This is a genomic window from Escherichia sp. HH26CH (assembly GCF_009820205.1).
GTDB classification, from domain to species: Bacteria; Pseudomonadota; Gammaproteobacteria; order Enterobacterales; family Enterobacteriaceae; genus Escherichia; species Escherichia coli_F.
In genome coordinates this window covers 110,407-131,624 of record NZ_VNXM01000019.1, presented here as the reverse complement: position 1 = coordinate 131,624, position 21,218 = coordinate 110,407, and the positions used below count along the sequence as shown (strand labels likewise).

Here is a 21,218-nt window from a genome sequence, read left to right as displayed (position 1 = left end):
ATCAGCCCCCGAAATTCTGATTTTTGATGTTTACTTCGTGAATGTGCTCCCCACGAATCCCTGCAGCTCCTCCACCGTGCCATTAAACACATTAAAATCCACCGGGCCATTAATGCCATCCACCTGGCCACGGTCGGAATGTTGCCAGAAACGCCATGCCATGCCGTCATTGTCCGGACGACGTTGATAGTAGTGCGCAACCCACCACGGATACTCATTGAAATACCCCGCCAAATTCGTGTGATAAAACGTCGCGCCTGCATAAATAATCGGCTTTTTTCCCGTGCGTTTTTCGACCATTTTTAGCCACTGACTTACCCGCTTGCGTAATTCTTTTGCCGATAATTTTCCCCGTTCTTCTACGTCCAGCACGGCAGGTAAATCGCCTTGTGAGAAATCCACCGTTTGCAGAAATAATCGAGCCTGAACTGAAGCGGATACCGACGGGGAGAAATAATGATACGCCCCGCGCAGCAGGCCATTTTCGCGGCTTAGTTGCCAGTTACGCGAAAAATACGGATCCACCAGCTTTTCGCCTTCCGTCGCCTTGATAAAGGCAAATTGCAAGCGAATACCGTTATCGCGCATTTTAGCCACCCGCTGCCAGTCGATCCGCTCCTGCCAGCGCGAAACATCTATTCCGTGAATGGCATAACTGGCAGGAATGCGAATAGAAAAAGATTTGACCGGGCGATAACCGTAGAAGTGGATGTAGTCTTTAATCTGAATTGCTGTCGAATAGAAAAAATTCACCGTCTGACGCGGATAAATCGCAACGATAGAAATGAGCCCCAGAGCGCATAATAAAGCGGTGAATTTTTTTCGACTGGTGATTCTCAGCTGCATTGGTTTCATCCCTGAATGTCAGCGCCAAATACTGACAATAACCAAAGCAGCTATAGTAAGGTGCTCACCACCACGCGTGGAAGTGGTGAACCGGACCAATTCCGTGCCCCACTTCCAGCGTGTCGGCCTGCGCTAACGCAGCAGAAAGCCAACTTTTTGCCTCCTGTACGGTGTCAGCCCAGTTTGTATGGCGCGGGCGCAGTGCAGCCAACGCCGCAGAGAGCGTACAACCAGTGCCGTGAGTGTTTTTGGTCATAATGCGCGGTGCGGTAAACCGTTGTTCACCCTCGCGGGTAAACAGCCAGTCCGGGCTTTGCTCATCATCCAGATGACCACCTTTCATTAGCACTGCGCCACAGCCCATCGCCAACAGCGATCGCCCTTGTTCCAGCATTTCCTGTTCGTTGCGCGCGTGTGGCGCGTCGAGCAAGGCGGCAGCTTCGGGCAAGTTTGGCGTTATTAATGAAACCTGTGGCAATAATCGACTGCGCAGCGTGGCAACCGCCGAAGGTGAAAGCAGCGGGTCGCCGCTTTTTGCCAGCATAACGGTGTCGAGTACCACGTTTTGGATCTGATAACGTTGCAACCGTTCTGCCACCGCTTCAACAATATCGGTTTCCGCCAACATACCGATTTTAGTGGTGTCGATTCGCACATCAATGAACACCGAATCCAACTGCGCGGCGACAAAATCAGGATCTATGTGATACACCGATTGCACGCCTCGGGTGTTTTGCGCTACCAGGGCGGTTATTACTGAACAACCATAAGCACCAAGTGCAGAGAACGTTTTGAGATCTGCCTGAATTCCTGCGCCACCACTGGGATCAGTGCCTGCAATTGTCAGAGCGTTAATCCGTTTCATGCCTGCACCTCCTGCGTCAATTGCCAGAGCGCATCAAGAAAATGGGGAACAAAACTGCCAGGCCCTTCACTTCTGGCGACGGCGCGTTCTCCGGCTTGTTTCATCCAGTGACAGGCAGATGCGATATTTTCCAGCATATCGCCTGGTAATGCACAACAGGCAGCGACAACTGCCGATAATGCACAGCCAGTTCCTACCACTTTGGTCATTAACGGATTGCCGCCGTGAATGCCAACGGTGCGACGACCATCGGTAATATAATCCACCTCGCCAGTGACCACGATGATTGCGCCAGTTTCCCGTGCCAGTGTTTGTGCAGCAGGTATCGCGTTAGCCGCGGCGTCAGTGGTGTCCACTCCCCGTCCACCATTAGCAACGCCAGCTAATGCCATGATTTCCGAAGCATTACCACGTATCGCTGCCGGTTTAAAAGATAAAAGTTCATGACAAAAACGGCGACGATAATCGAGTGCGCCAACCGCGACCGGATCAAGCGTCCAGGGGGTTTGAGAGTGTGTTGCCTGTTCAACGGCGGCACGCATCGCCTGTGCGCGTGGCTGCGTCAGTGTGCCAACGTTAATCAGCAACGCACTGGCGATAGCCGCAAACTGACTGGCTTCTTCGGTTTCGATAACCATCGCTGGCGATGCACCGAGCGCCAGCAAGGTATTGGCAGTAAAGGTCTGCACCACATCATTGGTCATGCAATGCACAAGAGGGGAATGTTGGTGAAAAAGGTGTAACGCGTGCGCAGATTGCGCGGAACTCAGCAGGTCGACTTGCATAGTTTGCTCCTGCCATAACGTGAAGAAGCAATGACCTGGTGGTCCGTGACTTCCCTACGCTGGCATTATCCAGATCAGGTGATACGGGTATTTCTCAGCCTTCACGCAGAAGGGCACCCCGAGTCGTTTGGTTGCGATGATGAATCGCAGAGATGGATGGTAATGTCCCGCGCACACGTTGTAAACGAGGAAAAACGGCGGTATTACAATAACGTTGTGAAATTATTTGATATAAGAATCCAGCACCTTCAGAACGACATCCAGATCTTCTTCACGTTTTAGCTCATCCCCCTGGTGAACGATGTGTTCCGTCAGATGACCTTTAATCACTTCCCGCATCAAACCGTTTACCGCGCCACGGATAGCAGCAATCTGTTGTAAAACTGCAGCGCATTCGTGCGGCTCGTCGAGCATTTTCTTGAGCGCCACGACCTGGCCCTGAATCTTACTGGCACGCGCTTTCAGTTTCTGTTTATCACGGATTGTATGAGACATGGCAACACCTGGTTAACAAGAACATGAAAAATCATAGCACTATTATTCTACTGGGGGGTAGTATCAGGTACTGGGGGGGAGTAGAATCGGATTGCCGAATTAATACTAAGAATTATTATCATGACCGAATTTACCACTCTTCTTCAGCAAGGAAATGCCTGGTTCTTCATCCCCAGCGCCATCTTACTTGGTGCGCTTCATGGCCTGGAACCAGGGCACTCAAAAACGATGATGGCGGCGTTTATCATCGCCATCAAAGGCACCATTAAACAGGCGGTGATGCTCGGACTGGCAGCAACCATTTCGCATACCGCGGTGGTCTGGTTGATTGCCTTTGGCGGGATGGTGATCAGCAAACGTTTTACTGCTCAATCTGCAGAACCGTGGCTCCAGTTGATTTCCGCGGTGATCATTATTGGCACCGCGTTCTGGATGTTCTGGCGTACCTGGCGCGGCGAACGCAACTGGCTGGAGAATATGCACGGGCATGATCATGAGTATCATCACGATCACGAAGATCACCACGACCATGGACATCATCACCATCACGAACATGGGGAGTATCAGGATGCTCATGCACGAGCCCATGCCAATGACATTAAACGACGCTTCGATGGCAGAGAAGTGACCAACTGGCAAATTTTATTGTTTGGGTTAACAGGTGGACTGATCCCCTGCCCGGCAGCAATTACCGTGCTGTTGATTTGTATTCAGTTGAAAGCCCTGACACTAGGCGCAACACTGGTCGTCAGTTTCAGCATTGGCCTGGCGTTAACGCTAGTCACCGTAGGCGTTGGCGCAGCAATCAGCGTTCAGCAGGTCGCAAAACGCTGGAGCGGATTTAACACTCTCGCTAAACGTGCCCCCTATTTTTCCAGTCTGTTGATTGGCTTAGTTGGGGTGTATATGGGCGTGCATGGCTTTATGGGCATTATGCGATAGGCTGCATGTTATCTTCAGCCCAGGATGATTCTTAAATCAGCTATTTCCGCTGGCTCTCTGCTCGCTAAGGATGCTTTTAGGGCATCCTTTCATTTACACTTTTTACGAAATCATGGGATCACTAACAAAATATCGCTTGTCAGTTATATTGTATGGCAGGAAAGATATGCGACTGATATTACAGATCCCCAAAGTGGAGAGTTTATGACCATTAAAAATAAGATGTTGCTGGGTGTGCTTTTGCTGGTTACCAGTGCCGCCTGGGCCGCACCAGCCACCGCGGGTTCGACCAATACCTCGGGAATTTCTAAGTATGAGTTAAGCAGTTTCATTGCTGACTTTAAGCATTTCAAACCAGGCGATACCGTCCCAGAGATGTACCGCACCGATGAGTACAACATTAAGCAGTGGCAGTTACGTAACCTGCCCGCGCCTGATGCCGGGACGCACTGGACCTATATGGGTGGCGCGTACGTGTTGATCAGCGACACCGACGGTAAAATCATTAAAGCCTACGATGGTGAGATTTTTTATCATCGCTAAAAAAAGCCCCCTCATCATGAGGGGGAAATGCAGACACCTTGTTATTTTTTATTATTAGCCACTTGCTCGTCTTGCTTGTTATTAGTCGTATTTCACGTTGATTAATGCGGTTGCCTCCAGTGCGCCAGATTTAATTTTATTTGTATCGTAGACGTAGTAACTGGCAGTTATCGGAATTGAAACCGTTGTATCTGTAAGTTTTGACTTTGCCGCAATTTCTTTTAAATTTGTGTATTCTTTACTGCTGTTAGTGATATTTAAAAGTGTGACTGGAGAACCATTACTTTCAAGAATAAATCCTACGCCATTATCTTCCGCACCTTTCAGTATTGTGTTGCTGTTGGTTAACAAGTCAGAACTTGATAAATACACCTGCATTTTCCGTGATGTTTGATTTTGTTGACCTAATAAGTTTTTACAACGCAGAACAATATCCCCTTTGTTACTATTTATTGTTGCTTTGTTACCTGTAGCTGGTAATTGTGAAACGGGAATACTCTCTAAAGTAATTAATAAATCGTCCGGTTTGCAGGTTGTGGTTATCGGGTTGTATGACAATGTCAGATTAAAGGAATAGACACCTGCATTTTGTGCCAATGCATTTCTGTAGCTATTTACACATGCATCCCATGACTTGCCACCGAATAAACACAGTAAAAATTGTACTGCAGCACTCCCGCGTGTCGATGATGAAGCACTGGATAATGTCGCAACACCATTAATCATCACTGAACCGCCGCCCCCCGCAGAAACATTCACTTTTGCATTACTGGCCGCAGGTGTCACCGTTACCGAATAACCATTGGTGAAACTGGTCTGATTATTTGACAACGTGATGTTGTTTTTATTGGTCCATTCAAAATGTAAATTTAATTTAATGGTATCGTTATAAAGTCCAACAATAATATCCGACGGGCTCATAGGGGTGATAGTATTTGTACTCACGCATGACGAATCATTAAAATTATGCTCATATGTTGCCGTTTGTGTTTGAGTAAGTGCAAAATCCCCCTGAACAGCAAAATTATGCTGGGCAGATAACTCTCCATAACATGCTGCATAACTCACAGGCATTACCATCATAATTAATATAAATAACATTATGCGAATTTTCATAGAGCCACCCGATTATTACTGGCAAATATAGTTCCTATTTTCATCAATCTCTTTACCGAAGGTGATTGTGCATGAGAGCCCTTGTTGTTTATCAATTGCCACATTAACCGATGGCGGTACATCATTAGTGCGAATAAATAACTGGCTTCCCTGACCGACAACACCAATATTGTGACCGTGGATATCATTGACTTCATAACCAAACGTTAATGGTTGCCCATCCGCTCTTAACGCTTTTATAAACCAGGGCTTGCGCTGATCGGTATCAAAATTAACCAGTACGACCGCGCCGCGATAAGGTGCGGCAATTTTCCGGTTACCACGTAATTCTGTTTCACTATCGCTTTGCGACACATCCAGCATCAGGTGATTTTCCCGATAAGGTGTCATTCCGTCATATACCACCACTCCATTACGATTTGTTGTACGATATTTTTGCCCATTGACATAAGCATCTTTAATTCCTGGCGCATTCATCACAGCAAACGTTTCGGAAAGACGGTTCGCCAGATTAACGCCACCCGACCAGGCGACAATGCCCCCTGAAATACTGGCTCCAGCTTGTCGATAAGCACTCGACTGACTATAACTGCCATTCACTGTCGCAACCGGCGCGTTCCAGGTTAAATTCGCTCCAGCTGTCGTTTCATTTCCCTGATGCTGATGACTCAGGTTGACCCCATAGTTAAATTGATCCCGGCATCCAACGGTTCCCGATAATCCCGTATTATTTGAGGCAAAACCCTGATCATCAAACGTCGTTGAGTTAGACATATATATTTGCCGACGAGGCGTCGTAACGTCATCACCCCAATCAAAGGGAATCGATATAAAAATATTAAAACGTTTCTCTTCATGATGATTCTCGTCATACGCCTGGCTTGCCGCGAGGGTATAGCTTATCCGTCGCAGGTTGTTGGAATAACTCAACTGATAATCCTTACTGCTGCCGCTACGCCCCCAGTAATCTCGCCATAACGTACTTAAGGACACAGAACCCCAGCCTTCTGGCAATGACTGGCTCATATTGGCAGAAAAGCTATTTTTACGGCCAAAATCGTTCTGGTAATAATCGGCAATGTCATAGATATCGTTTTCATCACGGCGATAATTATCTTTATTGTTTGCCCAAACGTGATCGTTAAATGTCCGGTAATCACGCGACGAATAACGCCAGGCCGCCAGACCAAAACGCGTCGACGTTTGGCTCACAAATTTGTTGTAGGCAATTTGATAACTTTGCCCGTCAAACACATCGCCGTTGTCTTGTTTACTATGCGACTTCGTGGCATCGACGGAAATGGCACCAATGCGTGTATTCCAGCCAGTCCCCAAAGTGAACGCGTAATAATTATTCGCGACCATCGATCCGCCATACAGCGTCAATAAGTTATTAAAACCATACTGATAACCCGCCTGAACAAAATCACTTTGTTTGCTCGCCCCTTCAATATGGCTACGACCTGCCGCAAAATCATATTTCGACACGCCGGGTTGCAGCATATTCGGCACTGCTGCATAAGGCACCAGATAGGTGGTTACCGAACCGTCCGCCTCTTTCACGCTGACATCAAGATCTGCTCCACCACCGGCCAACTGCAAATCTGTAATCGCAAACGGGCCAGGAGGAACCTCTTTCTGATAAACCACAAAACCGTTCTGTTCAATAGTTACCAGCGCGTTACTCTGAGCAATCCCCTGCACCCGTGGAGTAAAATTTTGTTTCGAGTTAGGCAACATCTGCATATCACGAAACAACCGCACACCGCTGAAGCGAACAGAATCAAAAATATCGCTTGATGTGTACATATCACCCACGCGAAGCGTGCCGAGAAGTTGGGCAAATCCACGTTCCAGATACAGGGTATTGCTTTTCCACACCCCTGGATTGCTATTTGTTTTACTTAAACTGGCATCAGAATGCAGTTGCCACCCCAGTAAGTTTAACCCGCTGTTAAAACGTACATATGTACTCTTGCTATTACCCGACGCTTTATAGTCGCTGTAATACTGACTCACATAATAAGAGGTATAAAACGCATTAATACCCCGCTCCCAGTTTTCCGGTGGAACATAGCCACTTTCCAGTTCTTCCACCCACGCCTGCGGTACACTGAAATCGAGACGAAAAACTCCGATATCCCAGGTATAGCTCCCACCGTGAACAAGTTGCTCAAATGTTAAACATTGCTTACCGCTGGCAAAGTTATCGGTATTAATGCCTAACCGCTTGATAATGTCCCTTGATAAACATGTTTCTTGCGGGTTGTCTTTAACAATAATCTCATATTTCCCGCGCCATTGCTTATTGACATAAATATCGATGTCATACTGCCCCGGCAAGGGTTGATTATCATCAAGACGAATATTTGCAACCTGCTGGTCTTTCATTCCACCTATCATAAAATGGGTATCAAAGGTTTCTTCAGCTGCATAAGCTTCAATGCCGAGCAATAACGCTACGATTGCTGATACAAGTGGGGTCATTCTCAACATAGGCAGCTCCTGCAATTAAATTTTGTCACTAATATAGTTGCCATGGTCATCGATAATGGTCAGATACCAGTTATTCGCATTATTACTTTTGACATTAATACTCTGACTTTCTAAGGGGGCAATCATAATAGTTTCATAATTGACTTTGACATTATTAGCTTTGACATCCGAAATCGTTACCCAATTTGCTGAGTCATTTTTTATCACCAATCCATTGCCACTGCGATTTACCAGTAACTTTTTAAATGTCGCTTTATTTACCGGTGCAATACCCGCAGGCCGGTAAAACAATTTGATTCTGTTTTGCATTGCAAATTTCAGTGCATTCTTGCCCTCTTGCTCTGGACTATTTGGTGGAATATCCAGAACATTCAGATAAAAAATGCTCTCTTTATTAGTGGGCAGTTTATTCGACATAATTTTGATTTTTACTTGCTGCCCGGAATTTGCCCCTATTTTGGCCACTGGTGGCGTTAACATGAAAGGAACCTGAATTTTTTCTGGTGGTAACGACGTATCGCCATCATCAATCCACGCCTGCAGCAGCGAAGAACGGTTTCCCTGGTTCATCAACTGCACCATCACTTCTTTATTTTCTGCCGGGTAAATAATGCGCGTCCCGTAGATAACAATTCCGGCATGCGCAGGAAGGACCATAGAAAAAATGAGTAAAGATAATAATCCTTTCATCTTAATGCCTCTTAAATTAAAAAGCCGCCATGGGGATAGCGGCCATGTTTATTACCTGGAGAAACTTGCAATTTTATTTATTAATCCTGCGCCACACGCATAACCAGAGAAGATAACACATCACCTGATTGCACTGAGTTATCTGTCAGTTTCAGGTATTTTGCTTTAAACGGAATAGCATATTGACCTTCCGCTGTTTTATAACTCTCAATGTTAAAAGGTGCAGAAACATCCAGGACATCGCTGTTATCACCTAAATAGAGATAGTACCCCACGGTATCGTTGCTACTGGCTATCGCCTTATCGTTTCCGGTTATTTTATCGTTGGTAATCAACGAGAGTTTTACACCAGCAACTTCTTTCGGACAGCTAATTTTTAACATGCTGCTGGTTACACCGACTGCATCATCATAGGTCGAGTATTTAGCTTTACCTTCAAAGACAGTGGTTGGTACAGTTGGCATATTAATACTTACTGAATCGCCACCCGCTTCGAATTTACACGGAGATTCTGCAATATTCCCTTTAATGGTTAATGTTCCGGTATCAACGTCTGCGGCAAATACCCCAGCGCTCATAAAAAAAGAAGAAAAGACAGCGGCAGCAATAATTGAACGTTTCATAATATGTTCCTTAATAAAATTTATTTTTTGGTTGTTAAGAGTCTGTATCTCTTGGAAACAAATTTCTCACATCAAAAAAGTTGCCGCAATGTAAACATATTGTTTTATTGATTTAAAACAAATTAACTATTGCAATATAAATACAACAAATACTTAAGCGTATTAAATATTTATCACATCTATTAATTAATGCAGATTTTTTTAAATGGTATTATTAATATCAATAAAAAAGCTGAAATCATTCACACGAATGATTTCAGCTTTCTAAATCCGCTTAAAGAACCAGGGTGGCAAATTAATCGTAGCGATTTAACACGATTCGACGTTTGCTATCGCTACCTGCAACAACCACTTCTGTCGTCACACCTTTGACTGGCGAAGAAACCTGATGACGGGTATCAACATCATACGTTAACTGACCACAATGCTGTTGAGGTTGACCATTAACCATAGCCATACTGCATGTTGGGGGACTGATCCTGCCATTAATCGTTAATGTGGCAGTCTGTGAAGAGAACGCGGGAGAAGCCATTCCATAGGCAAGAAAAATAATTCCTGACAGCCAGTACTTATTCATTGAACGTTATCCCTGTAGTAAAGGTTATGCCTGGATAAAATGAGTGCATAACAAACTATAGCTGTACATCCACTACACAGCCACGAAGGATGATAATGATGCATTGCCTGTACGATCAATCGACTTTATAGAGTTTCGGACGAAGGTCCGCAGAATATTCGCAGCATTAAATAAGTGTTCATTAATGCGGCAAAAACAAATACACCGCATCAATGTAACATCTCTGCGGTGTACGAAAAACAACCAAAAAGGTTAATACGCGTCAGACCGCGCGGAAGGAAATCTCGCCAGGAATGACTTCTCCCTGCCAATAAAGCTGGGCTGCAACGCGGTCAGCCAGCTGGCGGTAGATAGCAGTAAATTCGCTCTCCGGACGGCTGATAACTGTTGGCGTGCCTTTATCGAGATCTTCACGTAAGGAAATGTGTAACGGCATCTGCCCCAGCAACTGCGTGTGGTATTTCTCGGCCAGTTTCTCTGCACCACCGGTACCGAAAATCGGTTCATGGTGACCACAGTTACTGCAAATATGCACACTCATGTTCTCGACAATACCGAGCACCGGAACCTCGACTTTCTCGAACATCACAATGCCTTTTTTCGCATCGATCAACGCAATGTCCTGCGGGGTGGTGACCACTACCGCGCCAGTTACTGGAATGTTTTGTGCCAGTGTCAATTGAATGTCACCGGTGCCTGGCGGCATATCAAGCACCAGATAGTCGAGATCCGGCCACAAGGTTTCCTGCAACATCTGCATTAACGCCTTGCTCGCCATCGGACCACGCCACACCATCGCATTGTCGTCAGTAACCAGATAACCAATTGAATTGGTTGCCAGTCCATGAGACATAATCGGTGCCATATGGGTACCGTCCGGCGAAGTTGGACGCTGATTTTCTGCGCCCAGCATGGTGGGTATTGATGGGCCGTAGATATCGGCGTCCAGAATGCCGACTTTCGCCCCTTCCGCCGCCAGTGCCAGCGCCAGATTTACCGCCGTGGAGGATTTACCCACGCCGCCTTTACCGGAGCTGACAGCAATAATGTTCTTCACGCCGTTAATTCCCGGCTGATTCTTCACGCGTTTTAAGGTGGCGATATTGTGCGACAGTTTCCAGTCGATAGCTTTCGCCCCGGTGATGCGCAGCAGTTCGGCGCTACATTGCTCTTTTAACTCTTCGAACGCGCTATGCCAGACGAATGGCATAACCAGTTCCACATGCAACGTGTCGTCCATCCAGGCGACATGGTGCAACGCTTTCAGCGTGGTGAGGTTATGCTTCAGGGTTGGGTGCTGAAAATTGGCCAGTGTCCCGGCGACCATTGCGCGCAGGGCTTCTGGTGATTTGGCCTGGGATTGTTCGTTCATCCCGACTCCTTTTTTGTATAGATAAACCATCAGCTGATAGTTTACCTGAAGAATATAGAGAAGTACTTACTTAACATTTTCCCATTTGGTACTATCTAACCCCTTTTCACTATTAAGAAGTAATGCCTACTATGACTCAAGTCGCGAAGAAAATTCTGGTGACGTGCGCACTGCCGTACGCTAACGGCTCAATCCACCTCGGCCATATGCTGGAGCACATCCAGGCTGATGTCTGGGTCCGTTACCAGCGAATGCGCGGCCACGAGGTCAACTTCATCTGCGCCGACGATGCCCACGGTACACCAATCATGCTGAAAGCTCAGCAGCTTGGTATCACTCCGGAGCAGATGATTGGCGAAATGAGTCAGGAGCATCAGACTGATTTCGCAGGCTTTAACATCAGCTATGACAACTATCACTCGACGCACAGTGAAGAGAACCGACAGTTGTCAGAACTTATCTATACTCGCCTGAAGGAAAACGGTTTTATTAAAAACCGCACCATCTCTCAACTGTACGATCCGGAAAAAGGCATGTTCCTGCCGGACCGTTTTGTAAAAGGCACCTGCCCGAAATGTAAATCCCCGGATCAATACGGCGATAACTGCGAAGTCTGCGGCGCGACCTACAGCCCGACTGAACTGATCGAGCCGAAATCGGTGGTTTCTGGCGCTACCCCGGTAATGCGTGATTCTGAACACTTCTTCTTTGATCTGCCCTCTTTCAGCGAAATGCTGCAGGCATGGACCCGCAGCGGTGCGTTGCAGGAGCAGGTGGCAAACAAAATGCAGGAGTGGTTTGAATCTGGCCTGCAACAATGGGATATCTCCCGCGACGCCCCTTACTTCGGTTTTGAAATTCCGAACGCGCCGGGCAAATATTTCTACGTCTGGCTGGACGCACCGATTGGCTACATGGGTTCTTTCAAGAATCTGTGTGACAAGCGCGGCGACAGCGTAAGCTTCGATGAATACTGGAAGAAAGACTCCACCGCCGAGCTGTACCACTTCATCGGTAAAGATATTGTTTACTTCCACAGCCTGTTCTGGCCTGCCATGTTGGAAGGTAGCAACTTCCGCAAGCCGACCAACTTGTTTGTTCACGGCTATGTAACGGTGAACGGCGCGAAGATGTCCAAGTCTCGCGGCACCTTTATTAAAGCCAGCACCTGGCTGAATCATTTTGACGCTGACAGCCTGCGTTACTACTACACTGCGAAACTCTCTTCGCGCATTGATGATATCGATCTCAACCTCGAGGATTTCGTCCAGCGCGTGAATGCCGATATCGTTAATAAGGTTGTAAACCTGGCATCCCGTAACGCGGGCTTTATCAACAAGCGTTTTGACGGCGTGTTAGCAAGCGAACTGGCTGACCCGCAGTTGTACAAAACCTTCACGGATGCCGCTGAAGTGATTGGTGAAGCATGGGAAAGCCGCGAATTTGGTAAAGCAGTGCGCGAAATCATGGCACTGGCTGATCTGGCTAACCGCTATGTCGATGAACAGGCTCCGTGGGTGGTGGCGAAACAGGAAGGCCGCGATGCCGACCTGCAGGCAATTTGCTCGATGGGCATAAACCTGTTCCGCGTGCTGATGACTTACCTGAAGCCGGTACTGCCGAAACTGACCGAGCGTGCAGAAGCATTCCTCAATACGGAACTGACCTGGCATGGTATCCAGCAACCGCTGCTGGGCCACAAAGTGAATCCGTTCAAGGCGCTGTATAACCGTATTGACATGAAGCAGGTTGAAGCACTGGTGGAAGCATCTAAAGAAGAAGTGAAAGCCACTGCCGCACCAGTTACTGGCCCGCTGGCAGATGATCCGATTCAGGAAACCATCACCTATGACGACTTCGCCAAAGTTGACCTGCGCGTGGCGTTGATCGAAAACGCAGAGTTTGTTGAAGGTTCTGACAAACTGCTGCGCCTGACGCTGGATCTCGGCGGTGAAAAACGCAATGTCTTCTCCGGCATTCGTTCTGCTTACCCGGATCCGCAGGCACTGATTGGTCGTCACACCATTATGGTGGCTAACCTGGCACCACGTAAAATGCGCTTCGGTATCTCCGAAGGCATGGTGATGGCTGCCGGTCCTGGCGGGAAAGATATCTTCCTGCTAAGCCCGGATGCCGGTGCTAAACCGGGCCATCAGGTGAAATAATCCCCCTTCAAGGCGCTGCATCGACAGCGCCTTTTCTTTATGAATTCCTAAAGTTGTTTTCTTGTTTGTTCAACGCTCTTAATTTTTTTCATTAACTGATAGCATCCGCTTATAACTGGATATAAATACAGGGAACACGGATGAAGAGTTTTATCTATCAGGACGAAAAATCACATAAATTCTGGACGGTGGAGCAGCAAGGTAACGAGTTGCATATCAGTTGGGGAAAAGTTGGCACCCAAGGGCAAAGCCAGATAAAAAGCTTTGCTGATGCTGCGGCGGCGGAAAAAGCGGAACTGAAGCTTATCGCTGAGAAAACGAAAAAAGGCTATGTGGAAGACGCTTCGGCAAACGTGCATATCCCCCCCGTCACCAAAGTCACTCCTGACGTTGAAACTTCACCTGAGAGTAAAAACAAACGCCCATGGCTGGCTGATGATGCAGCCATTCCGCTAACCGACGATATTAACCGATTTGCTTTTCCACATCGCTCTCGCCCCAGAGATATCAATTATCTGCACAAAGATGGCCAAATATGGAAGCGCATCGCGAATAACACGAGGGCATATGACCCCGACAATAATTACCGCTCTTATCCAGAAAACTGGCAGCAGGCTTTTGCTGAGTTACAAATGCGAGTTCAGGGTAATCAACCGACAGGGAGTGCGCAATCTGATGCAGCATTGCTCTGGGGCTTTTGGAACTCTTACTCTCAAGATGAACTGGTCGATGACTTAGTCATTCGCTGTGGTCTGGAAAGTGCCGTTGAAATCGCCCTTCTCGCTCTTCAACTCAAATATAAACCAGTAAAAGGCGCAGTAACCACCATCATTCCACCTAATCACGAAGCAGAATCGCTACCGAGTTGGCATCAACGTCTATGTCATCATCTTTCACTCGCTTCAGAAGATGAGTGGCAACGCTGTGTGGATAAAGTGCTTACTGCTATTCCGACGCTATCCCCAGCACGGCAACCTTTTGCCGCGTTACTGCTCCCTGAACGCCCGGATATTGCCAATGCTATGGCGCTACATTATGCAGACCAAAACGTTCCGGCGATAACCTGGTTAAGACTGGTAGTAACCGATGATATAGCTCTGACTACAGCAGAAAAATACGACTTCCCACCGTTGTATCGTGATTTTCGCGCTTATCTGGCAATGTTGCTGGCAAATAATGGGGGGCGCGGTGTAAGCCGGATACTTACTGAGTTTGTGGAAGAGCATTCTGACAATCCCACTTATCTCTTCGAGCGCATCAGCGAGACTGAAGATCTTGTCAAATGGCTATGGAAAACGAATCACCCGGATGCGATTCAAATTCTGATCCTCGGTGTAAATAGCAAGAAAAAGCACCTGGAATACTTAAGCAAAGCCTGCCAAAAACATCCCGCTGCGGCTATTGCCGCTTATGCTACTTTGCTGGCAATACATGAAGACAAAGAGTGGCGTAAAGCGCTTGTCAAACTGATTACCGTCACGCCAGAGTTAGTCACTGACGTCATTCCCTGGGTTAATGCTAAAGCGGCAGGCATCTTATCTGAATGTCGTCCTCAGTCAGTAGCTAAAGAATGTGAGTATGCCACTGCGGATATGTTGCCAGAGCTGTTTGTCGCTCCACCGTGGATAATAAATAAGAAGAAAAATGTAATACCCGTATTTGATTTACCTGTGCTTCCCATTCCTGCCGTCACGGATATCACACCAGGAATTACAGAGTTAATCAGCCATACTGACATATCCAGATTCTATGAAATCGCACAATATCAGGCATCACAGCAAACCTTATTTACCGACCTGCCACTAATTGAAAAAGAAAGCTGGGAGACATCTTTCATTCCTTTTACACCAGAACAACAAATCCTTTGGCAATTAGGTTTTAATGAATGGCTGCATTGCGAAGATGACTTACATGAAAAAAAATATATACCGCAAAGCGCTGTTGATGCCTTGTTGCGCTTTGATTTTCCAGCACTAAAAGCTGAGTTTGCGAAATATCACAACAATGCCAACAAAAGCTGGAATCTATCTGCGCTTTGTTACTTACCGGGACAACAGGCGATTTCATTTCTCAACCAAATAATCATTGAGGAGCGATATTCAGGTGAGAAAGAGATTCTGGCAGTTTTTGGTAGTACGGCCATTCCTGCGTTTATGACCTGCTTGCAACGAGATCATCAACGACTGTGGATATTCACCCTCTTTATTGGGGCCAGTGAACTAGCCTTACCAATGGCGCAGCGGTTACAGAAAAAAATGGCTTACAAGGATGCCGTTAATTGGCTGGCAAATAACCCGCGCCATGCCGCCGCCGGGCTACTGCCTTTGGCACTGGGCAAACCGTGCCAAAATCGGGAATATGCCCGCCAGGCGCTCCGCCTGCTAGTGAAATTAAACCAGCGAGAAACGATTGAGAAAATCGCGCAAGGATATAATCAACCTGATGTTTTAGCTGCGCTGGCAACATTATTTGATAGCGATCCTCTGGAAGAATATCCCGCAAAAATCGCCCCACTGCCCGGCTTTTATCAGTTCACCTTATGGCGCAGACCACGGCTTAAAAGTAACAACCTGCCTCTACCAGATGACGCTATGCGCCACCTGGGCACTATGCTGAGCTTTCCTCGCGACATTACCGCCTACGCTGGGCTGGAGATCATCAAAGAAACCTTCACTCGCGAATCACTGGCTGACTTTGGCTGGGATCTGTATACCGCCTGGACAGAAGCTGGCGCACCCGCAAAAGAAAACTGGGCATTTACTTCGCTGGGGATTTTAGGCAATGACGACACCGCGCGTAAATTAACCCCGCTTATCAGTGCCTGGCCTGGGGAATCACAGCATAAACGGGCGGTGTCCGGGTTGGATGTATTAGCTGATATTGGCAGCGATGTTGCGCTAATGCTGCTTAATGGCATTGCGAAAAAGATTAAATTCGTTGTATTACAGGAACATGCCCGCGAGAAAATCAACATAGTTGCTGAAAACCGTGGGCTGACTATGGCCGAACTGGAAGACCGCCTGGCTCCAGATTTAGGGCTTGATATCAACGGCTCGCTGATACTTAATTTCGGCCCACGTCAATTCACCGTTGGTTTTGACGAAACCTTAAAACCTGTAGTGCGCGATGCAAACGGCAAAGTCCTGAAAGATTTACCCAAACCAAATCAGAGCGATGATAAAACACTGGCAACTGACGCCGTTAACCTCTTCAAACAATTGAAGAAAGATGTGCGCGCCATTGCCAGTCAGCAGATTGATCGTCTGGAGCAGGCTATGTGCCAGCGCAGACGCTGGACGGCAGAACAGTTCCGCCTGTTTCTGGTGGAGCATCCGCTGGTACGTCACTTAACCCGACGGCTGTTATGGGGAGTATATACTGAAGAAAACACGCTGATTGCCTGCTTCCGGGTCGCAGAAGACAGCACTTACAGCGATGCGCAGGATGAGTTATTCACGCTGCCAGCAGGAAACATCGGTATACCGCATGTGCTGGAAATCCCCCCTGAATCTGCCGCTGCATTCAGGCAAATTTACGCTGATTACGAACTGCTTCCCCCCTTCCAACAGCTCGATCGTGGTAGTTATCGTCTTGCTGATAATGAACGGAATACCCACGACCTGACACGCTGGCAAGGACAGCTCTGTCAGGCCGGACGTATTGTCGGGCTAGAGCGCCGAGGCTGGCAACGCCTGGAAGAAAGCGGCAGCGTCTATGCGATGCGCAAATCTACCCCTTATGGCGATCTCGAACTTGAAACAGAACATTTTTCATTAATTTACGGCGAAACAGGTTATGGCGACCTGTTACCTGTTGAAAGCGTAAAAATCACCTCGCCAGATGATCGCTACGGTAAACAACCTTTACTTACTTTTTCCATGCTCGACGACATCACCGCCAGCGAGTTGATTAACGACATTGAATCATTGTTTGATTAAAAGGACTTTGCAATGAAAACCTATATTTATCAGGACGAAAAATCACATAAATTCTGGGCGGTGGAGCAGCAGGGAAACGAGCTGCATATCAGTTGGGGCAAAGTCAGTACCAACGGGCAAAGCCAGGTAAAAAGCTTTGCTGATGCTACGGCGGCGGAAAAAGCGGAACTGAAGCTGATTGCGGAGAAGGTGAAGAAGGGGTATGTGGAAGAATTATCTTCGCCATCCCAGCCCGCAATCAAAATAGAAACGGTCGAAGTAGATACAACTGGCGTGGCAGAAACCACTGTCGTATTTGACCAAAGTATGGTTGTTGAACCTGCTGAAACACCATGCCCGTGGCTGGCAGATGATTCCACTATCCATTTATCAGAGAAAAAGTCTCTGGAGGCCTTACCTTCCCGACGTTTTCCTGGGGATGCTGTAAGCAAACCACAAGACAGCCTCCTTCTGAATTTAGGCCAGAATATTCATAATCTATCAGGAAAATTAACAACATACGATTTCAGTGCATGTTCTGCTAACTGGCAACAGAATATCAATGAAGCTCTCGCTAATGGTCCACTTTCTCCTGCTGCGTTGGCTGTACAGGTTGTTCTGGTTTCGCGTAAATTCTGGGGCGAATGCCCTGAACTCATGGATGAAATTGTCTATGTCTACGGACTAGAATTTGCCGTGGATATGTTTATTGCCATGCAATATATCTCGTTCGATTGCACTTATCACAGAACAAGCATACACATTACTTTTCAGCCATTATTAAACCATGCACATTGTGTTACCCCCTTTGACGTTCGACTGCGTAAGCATTTGGCTCTAGCAGAAGAAACTTTGTGGCAACGCTGTGTAGATAAATTCATTACAGCTTTGCCTGATATTCCTCCCATTCAACAACCGATGGTAGCGCTAATGCTACCGGAACGCCCGGAGATTGCAGAAGAAGTCGCACGACGGTTACTGAAGCAGAAAAATGTTCAAACGGTTGAATGGCTGAAACTTGTTGTACAAGAATCTTCCTTGCTCAAAGCACTGGAATCTTATTGCGCGTACGACCTTTTTAATGACTATTACCATGGTTGCATCTGGAATGTCACCGTTTTGCAGGAGCAAGGGATTGCCGGAATCGCTCGTTTCGCCCCCTATGCTTATGCTGATCTTTGTGGAAGTATTCTCGCAGAGATCAATCACCCACAAGCATTAATGCTACTTATACGTGTGTCTGGCAAAACTAAACGCTGCCATGAACGAATGACTAAGGCTTGCACTGCGTTCCCACACGCAGCACTGGCAGCATTGGCGGAACTTCTTGCGCAAAAAGAAGAGAATAGTTGGCGCATTATGCTGATGACGATGCTTATCTCGCAACCGGCACTAGCAGAACAGGCTACTCCCTGGCTCTCAACACCCGCAGTTGCAGTGCTGAAATCATGCCTGCAACAACTGACACAGCCCTCAAACCATGCCAGCGCCGATCTACTGCCAGCCATATTAGTCTCACCGCCCTGGCTTTCGAGAAAGAAAAAATCTGTAATGCCGGTATTGGATTTAACGCCATTACCGCTGGAGTCATGCTGCACATTGACCGAGACGGCAGAAAAAGAGATTCATGCAAGGCATCGCTGGCACGCACATCAAATAGACATCGGCCAAAAAGAGGATATTCAGAACTACCTGGCACGTCTGGGTTTCAATCGCTGGAATAATGGCCAGTATATGAAAGCGTCTGATGCTGTTGTAGAACTCTGGCAGAGGGGAGATTATTCTGCGCTGATCAGCGAATTTAAAACCTTCTGGCACTCCTATCAACGGGAATGGCAGCTTTACATGTTAGCCGCCCTGCCTATCGAAAAAACAGCGCAGGCGTGGAATGTCCTCAGTAAAGAGCCACACGTCGGTGTCGAGTTTGTCATGACGCACCTGCAACTCGCTGGGTTACAGGGTTTTATTCACTCCTTTTCACGCTATCCACAAGAAGCTCTGCCTGTAGCACAATATTTTGCGGCTATCGAATTAGCGCCACTGATCGCCCGCGCCTTCAACAAACTCAAAACCCTACGACAAGACGCCCGTAGCTGGCTGCTGAAATACCCGGAACACGCCATTACCGGCCTGCTGCCCGCGGCGCTCGGCAAAGCCGGTGAAGCGCAGGACAACGCCCGCGCTGCCTTGCGTATGCTTACAGAAAACGGTCAGCAGCCATTATTGCAAGAAATCGCCCGGCGTTATAACCAGCCGGAAGTAACAGACGCGGTGAACGCTCTGCTTGCGCTCGATCCCTTAGATAATCACCCGACAAAAATCCCCACTCTTCCGGCCTTTTATCAGCCATCGCTCTGGACGCGCCCGGTATTAAAAGCAAACGCCCAATCACTGCCAGATAGCGCCCTCTTCCACCTCGGTGAAATGCTTCGCTTCCCTCAGGAAGATACGCTGTATCCGGGGTTATTACAGGTGAAAGACGCCTGTACTGCCGACTCACTGGCTGAGTTTGCCTGGGATCTGTTTACCGCCTGGGAGACCGCTGGCGCGCCGTCGAAAGAGAGCTGGGCGTTCACTGCGTTAGGTGTTCTCGGCAACGATGACACCGCCCGCAAACTGACGCCATTAATCCGCGCCTGGCCTGGTGAATCCCAGCATAAACGTGCCACCGTCGGGCTTGATATCCTCGCCGCTATCGGCAGCGATATCGCCCTGATGCAGCTTAACGGCATTGCTCAGAAACTGAAATTCAAAGCATTACAGGAGCGGGCAAAAGAAAAAATTGCCGACATTGCCGAAAGCCGCGAACTCACAGTGGCAGAACTTGAAGATCGCTTAGCGCCCGATCTCGGTCTGGATGATAACGGTTCGCTGCTGCTGGATTTCGGGCCACGGCAGTTCACCGTCAGCTTTGATGAAACCTTAAAACCGTTTGTGCGTGATGCTTCCGGCAGCCGCCTGAAAGACTTGCCTAAACCGAACAAAAGCGATGATGAAACCCAAGCGAACGATGCAGTTAACCGCTACAAACTGCTGAAAAAAGATGCGCGTACCGTTGCCGCCCAGCAGGTGGCAAGGCTGGAATCCGCCATGTGCCTGCGCCGCCGCTGGTCGCCGGAAAACTTCCAGCTATTCCTGGTTGAGCATCCGCTGGTTCGCCACTTAACCCGCCGTCTGATTTGGGGCGTTTATAGCACCGAAAACGAGCTACTGGCCTGTTTCCGGGTGGCAGAAGATAACAGCTACAGCACCGCTGACGATGATCTTTTCACCCTGCCGGAAGGCGATATCTCTATTGGTATTCCTCACGTTCTGGAAATATCACCGACGGATGCCGCCGCCTTTGGTCAGCTTTTTGCCGACTACGAGCTGTTACCGCCGTTCCGCCAGCTCGACCGCAACAGTTATGCCCTGACAGAAACCGAGCGCAATGCCAGCGAATTGACCCGCTGGGCAGGCAGAAAATGCCCGAGCGGTCGGGTTATGGGGCTGTCGAATAAAGGCTGGGTGCGTGGTGAACCGCAAGACGGAGGCTGGATCGGCTGGATGATCAAACCTCTGGGCCGCTGGTCATTAATCATGGAAATCGATGAAGGCTTTGCAGTAGGTATGTCGCCAGCCGAACTCAGTGCCGAGCAACTCTTAAGCAAGCTGTGGCTATGGGAAGGCAAAGCAGAAAGCTATGGCTGGGGGAGTCATTCAACACAGGAAGCGCAGTTCTCCGCACTCGATGACATCACCGCCAGCGAGTTGATTAACGATATTGAAGCCCTGTTTGAATAAGGA

The 21,218-nt window shown here is 47.9% G+C and carries 15 protein-coding genes and 1 riboswitch; of the genes, 5 read left to right on the top strand and 10 right to left on the bottom strand.

All coding sequences use genetic code 11. The features are described 5' to 3' along the window. Nucleotides 1-30: 30 nt before the first annotated feature. From FQ015_RS07575 to rcnR, 4 genes are all read right to left on the bottom strand, one after another. Nucleotides 31-846: a glycoside hydrolase family 25 protein gene (locus tag FQ015_RS07575; RefSeq protein ID WP_160523915.1), complete on the bottom strand. Its 816-nt coding sequence runs from the start codon at nucleotides 844-846 to the stop codon at nucleotides 31-33. A gap of 64 nt (nucleotides 847-910) precedes the next feature. Beyond that, nucleotides 911-1,711: a bifunctional hydroxymethylpyrimidine kinase/phosphomethylpyrimidine kinase gene (thiD, locus tag FQ015_RS07570; protein WP_160523914.1), complete on the bottom strand. Its 801-nt coding sequence runs from the start codon at nucleotides 1,709-1,711 to the stop codon at nucleotides 911-913. Beyond that, nucleotides 1,708-2,496 carry a hydroxyethylthiazole kinase gene (thiM, locus tag FQ015_RS07565; RefSeq protein ID WP_160523913.1) on the bottom strand — a complete coding sequence of 263 codons (789 nt, stop codon included), beginning with the start codon at nucleotides 2,494-2,496 and terminating at the stop codon, nucleotides 1,708-1,710. The genes thiD and thiM overlap by 4 nt, the downstream gene beginning before the upstream one ends. A 34-nt stretch (nucleotides 2,497-2,530) precedes the next feature. Next, nucleotides 2,531-2,627, bottom strand: a riboswitch (TPP riboswitch). Nucleotides 2,628-2,718: 91 nt separating this feature from the next. Further along, a complete protein-coding gene (gene rcnR, locus FQ015_RS07560) occupies nucleotides 2,719-2,991 on the bottom strand; it encodes a Ni(II)/Co(II)-binding transcriptional repressor RcnR (protein WP_000019944.1) in 273 nt (90 codons plus the stop codon). A 120-nt stretch (nucleotides 2,992-3,111) separates the two neighbouring features. Here rcnR and rcnA point away from each other — a divergent pair, with 120 nt between their 5' ends. Together rcnA and rcnB are read left to right on the top strand one after the other, a co-directional pair. Beyond that, on the top strand, nucleotides 3,112-3,933 hold the full coding sequence (gene rcnA, locus FQ015_RS07555) for a nickel/cobalt efflux protein RcnA (protein WP_000134588.1): 822 nt from the start codon (nucleotides 3,112-3,114) through the stop codon (nucleotides 3,931-3,933). 204 nt (nucleotides 3,934-4,137) lie between these two features. Beyond that, nucleotides 4,138-4,476, top strand: coding sequence for a Ni(II)/Co(II) efflux transporter accessory subunit RcnB (gene rcnB, locus FQ015_RS07550; RefSeq protein ID WP_000153074.1), 339 nt, complete (start codon nucleotides 4,138-4,140; stop codon nucleotides 4,474-4,476). A gap of 81 nt (nucleotides 4,477-4,557) precedes the next feature. On the opposite strand, the gene FQ015_RS07545 is transcribed toward rcnB, so the two are convergent. The 6 genes from FQ015_RS07545 to apbC all read right to left on the bottom strand — a co-directional run bounded on the left by FQ015_RS07545 (nucleotide 4,558) and on the right by apbC (nucleotide 11,350). Then, complete coding sequence (locus tag FQ015_RS07545; protein WP_000702197.1) at nucleotides 4,558-5,592, bottom strand: putative fimbrial-like adhesin protein; 1,035 nt, start codon at nucleotides 5,590-5,592, stop codon at nucleotides 4,558-4,560. Nucleotides 5,593-5,607: 15 nt separating this feature from the next. Beyond that, nucleotides 5,608-8,088, bottom strand: a complete 2,481-nt coding sequence (locus FQ015_RS07540; protein WP_160523912.1) for a fimbrial biogenesis outer membrane usher protein — start codon at nucleotides 8,086-8,088, stop codon at nucleotides 5,608-5,610. Between the two features lie 15 nt (nucleotides 8,089-8,103). Continuing rightward, nucleotides 8,104-8,778 (bottom strand): fimbria/pilus periplasmic chaperone, encoded by a 675-nt coding sequence (locus FQ015_RS07535; protein WP_160523911.1) that lies wholly within the window; start codon nucleotides 8,776-8,778, stop codon nucleotides 8,104-8,106. Nucleotides 8,779-8,858: 80 nt separating this feature from the next. Then, complete coding sequence (locus FQ015_RS07530) at nucleotides 8,859-9,401, bottom strand: fimbrial protein (protein WP_000830468.1); 543 nt, start codon at nucleotides 9,399-9,401, stop codon at nucleotides 8,859-8,861. Nucleotides 9,402-9,696: 295 nt separating this feature from the next. Continuing rightward, on the bottom strand, nucleotides 9,697-9,978 hold the full coding sequence (locus FQ015_RS07525; RefSeq protein ID WP_001046488.1) for a YehE family protein: 282 nt from the start codon (nucleotides 9,976-9,978) through the stop codon (nucleotides 9,697-9,699). A gap of 262 nt (nucleotides 9,979-10,240) precedes the next feature. After that, nucleotides 10,241-11,350, bottom strand: a complete 1,110-nt coding sequence (gene apbC, locus FQ015_RS07520; RefSeq protein ID WP_001005448.1) for an iron-sulfur cluster carrier protein ApbC — start codon at nucleotides 11,348-11,350, stop codon at nucleotides 10,241-10,243. A gap of 131 nt (nucleotides 11,351-11,481) precedes the next feature. Here apbC and metG point away from each other — a divergent pair, with 131 nt between their 5' ends. The 3 genes from metG to FQ015_RS07505 all read left to right on the top strand — a co-directional run bounded on the left by metG (nucleotide 11,482) and on the right by FQ015_RS07505 (nucleotide 21,215). Continuing rightward, on the top strand, nucleotides 11,482-13,515 hold the full coding sequence (metG, locus tag FQ015_RS07515) for a methionine--tRNA ligase (RefSeq protein ID WP_160523910.1): 2,034 nt from the start codon (nucleotides 11,482-11,484) through the stop codon (nucleotides 13,513-13,515). Between the two features lie 140 nt (nucleotides 13,516-13,655). Then, nucleotides 13,656-17,453, top strand: a complete 3,798-nt coding sequence (locus FQ015_RS07510; protein WP_160523909.1) for a DUF4132 domain-containing protein — start codon at nucleotides 13,656-13,658, stop codon at nucleotides 17,451-17,453. A gap of 12 nt (nucleotides 17,454-17,465) precedes the next feature. Continuing rightward, a complete protein-coding gene (locus tag FQ015_RS07505; RefSeq protein ID WP_160523908.1) occupies nucleotides 17,466-21,215 on the top strand; it encodes a DUF4132 domain-containing protein in 3,750 nt (1,249 codons plus the stop codon). Nucleotides 21,216-21,218 lie beyond the last annotated feature (3 nt).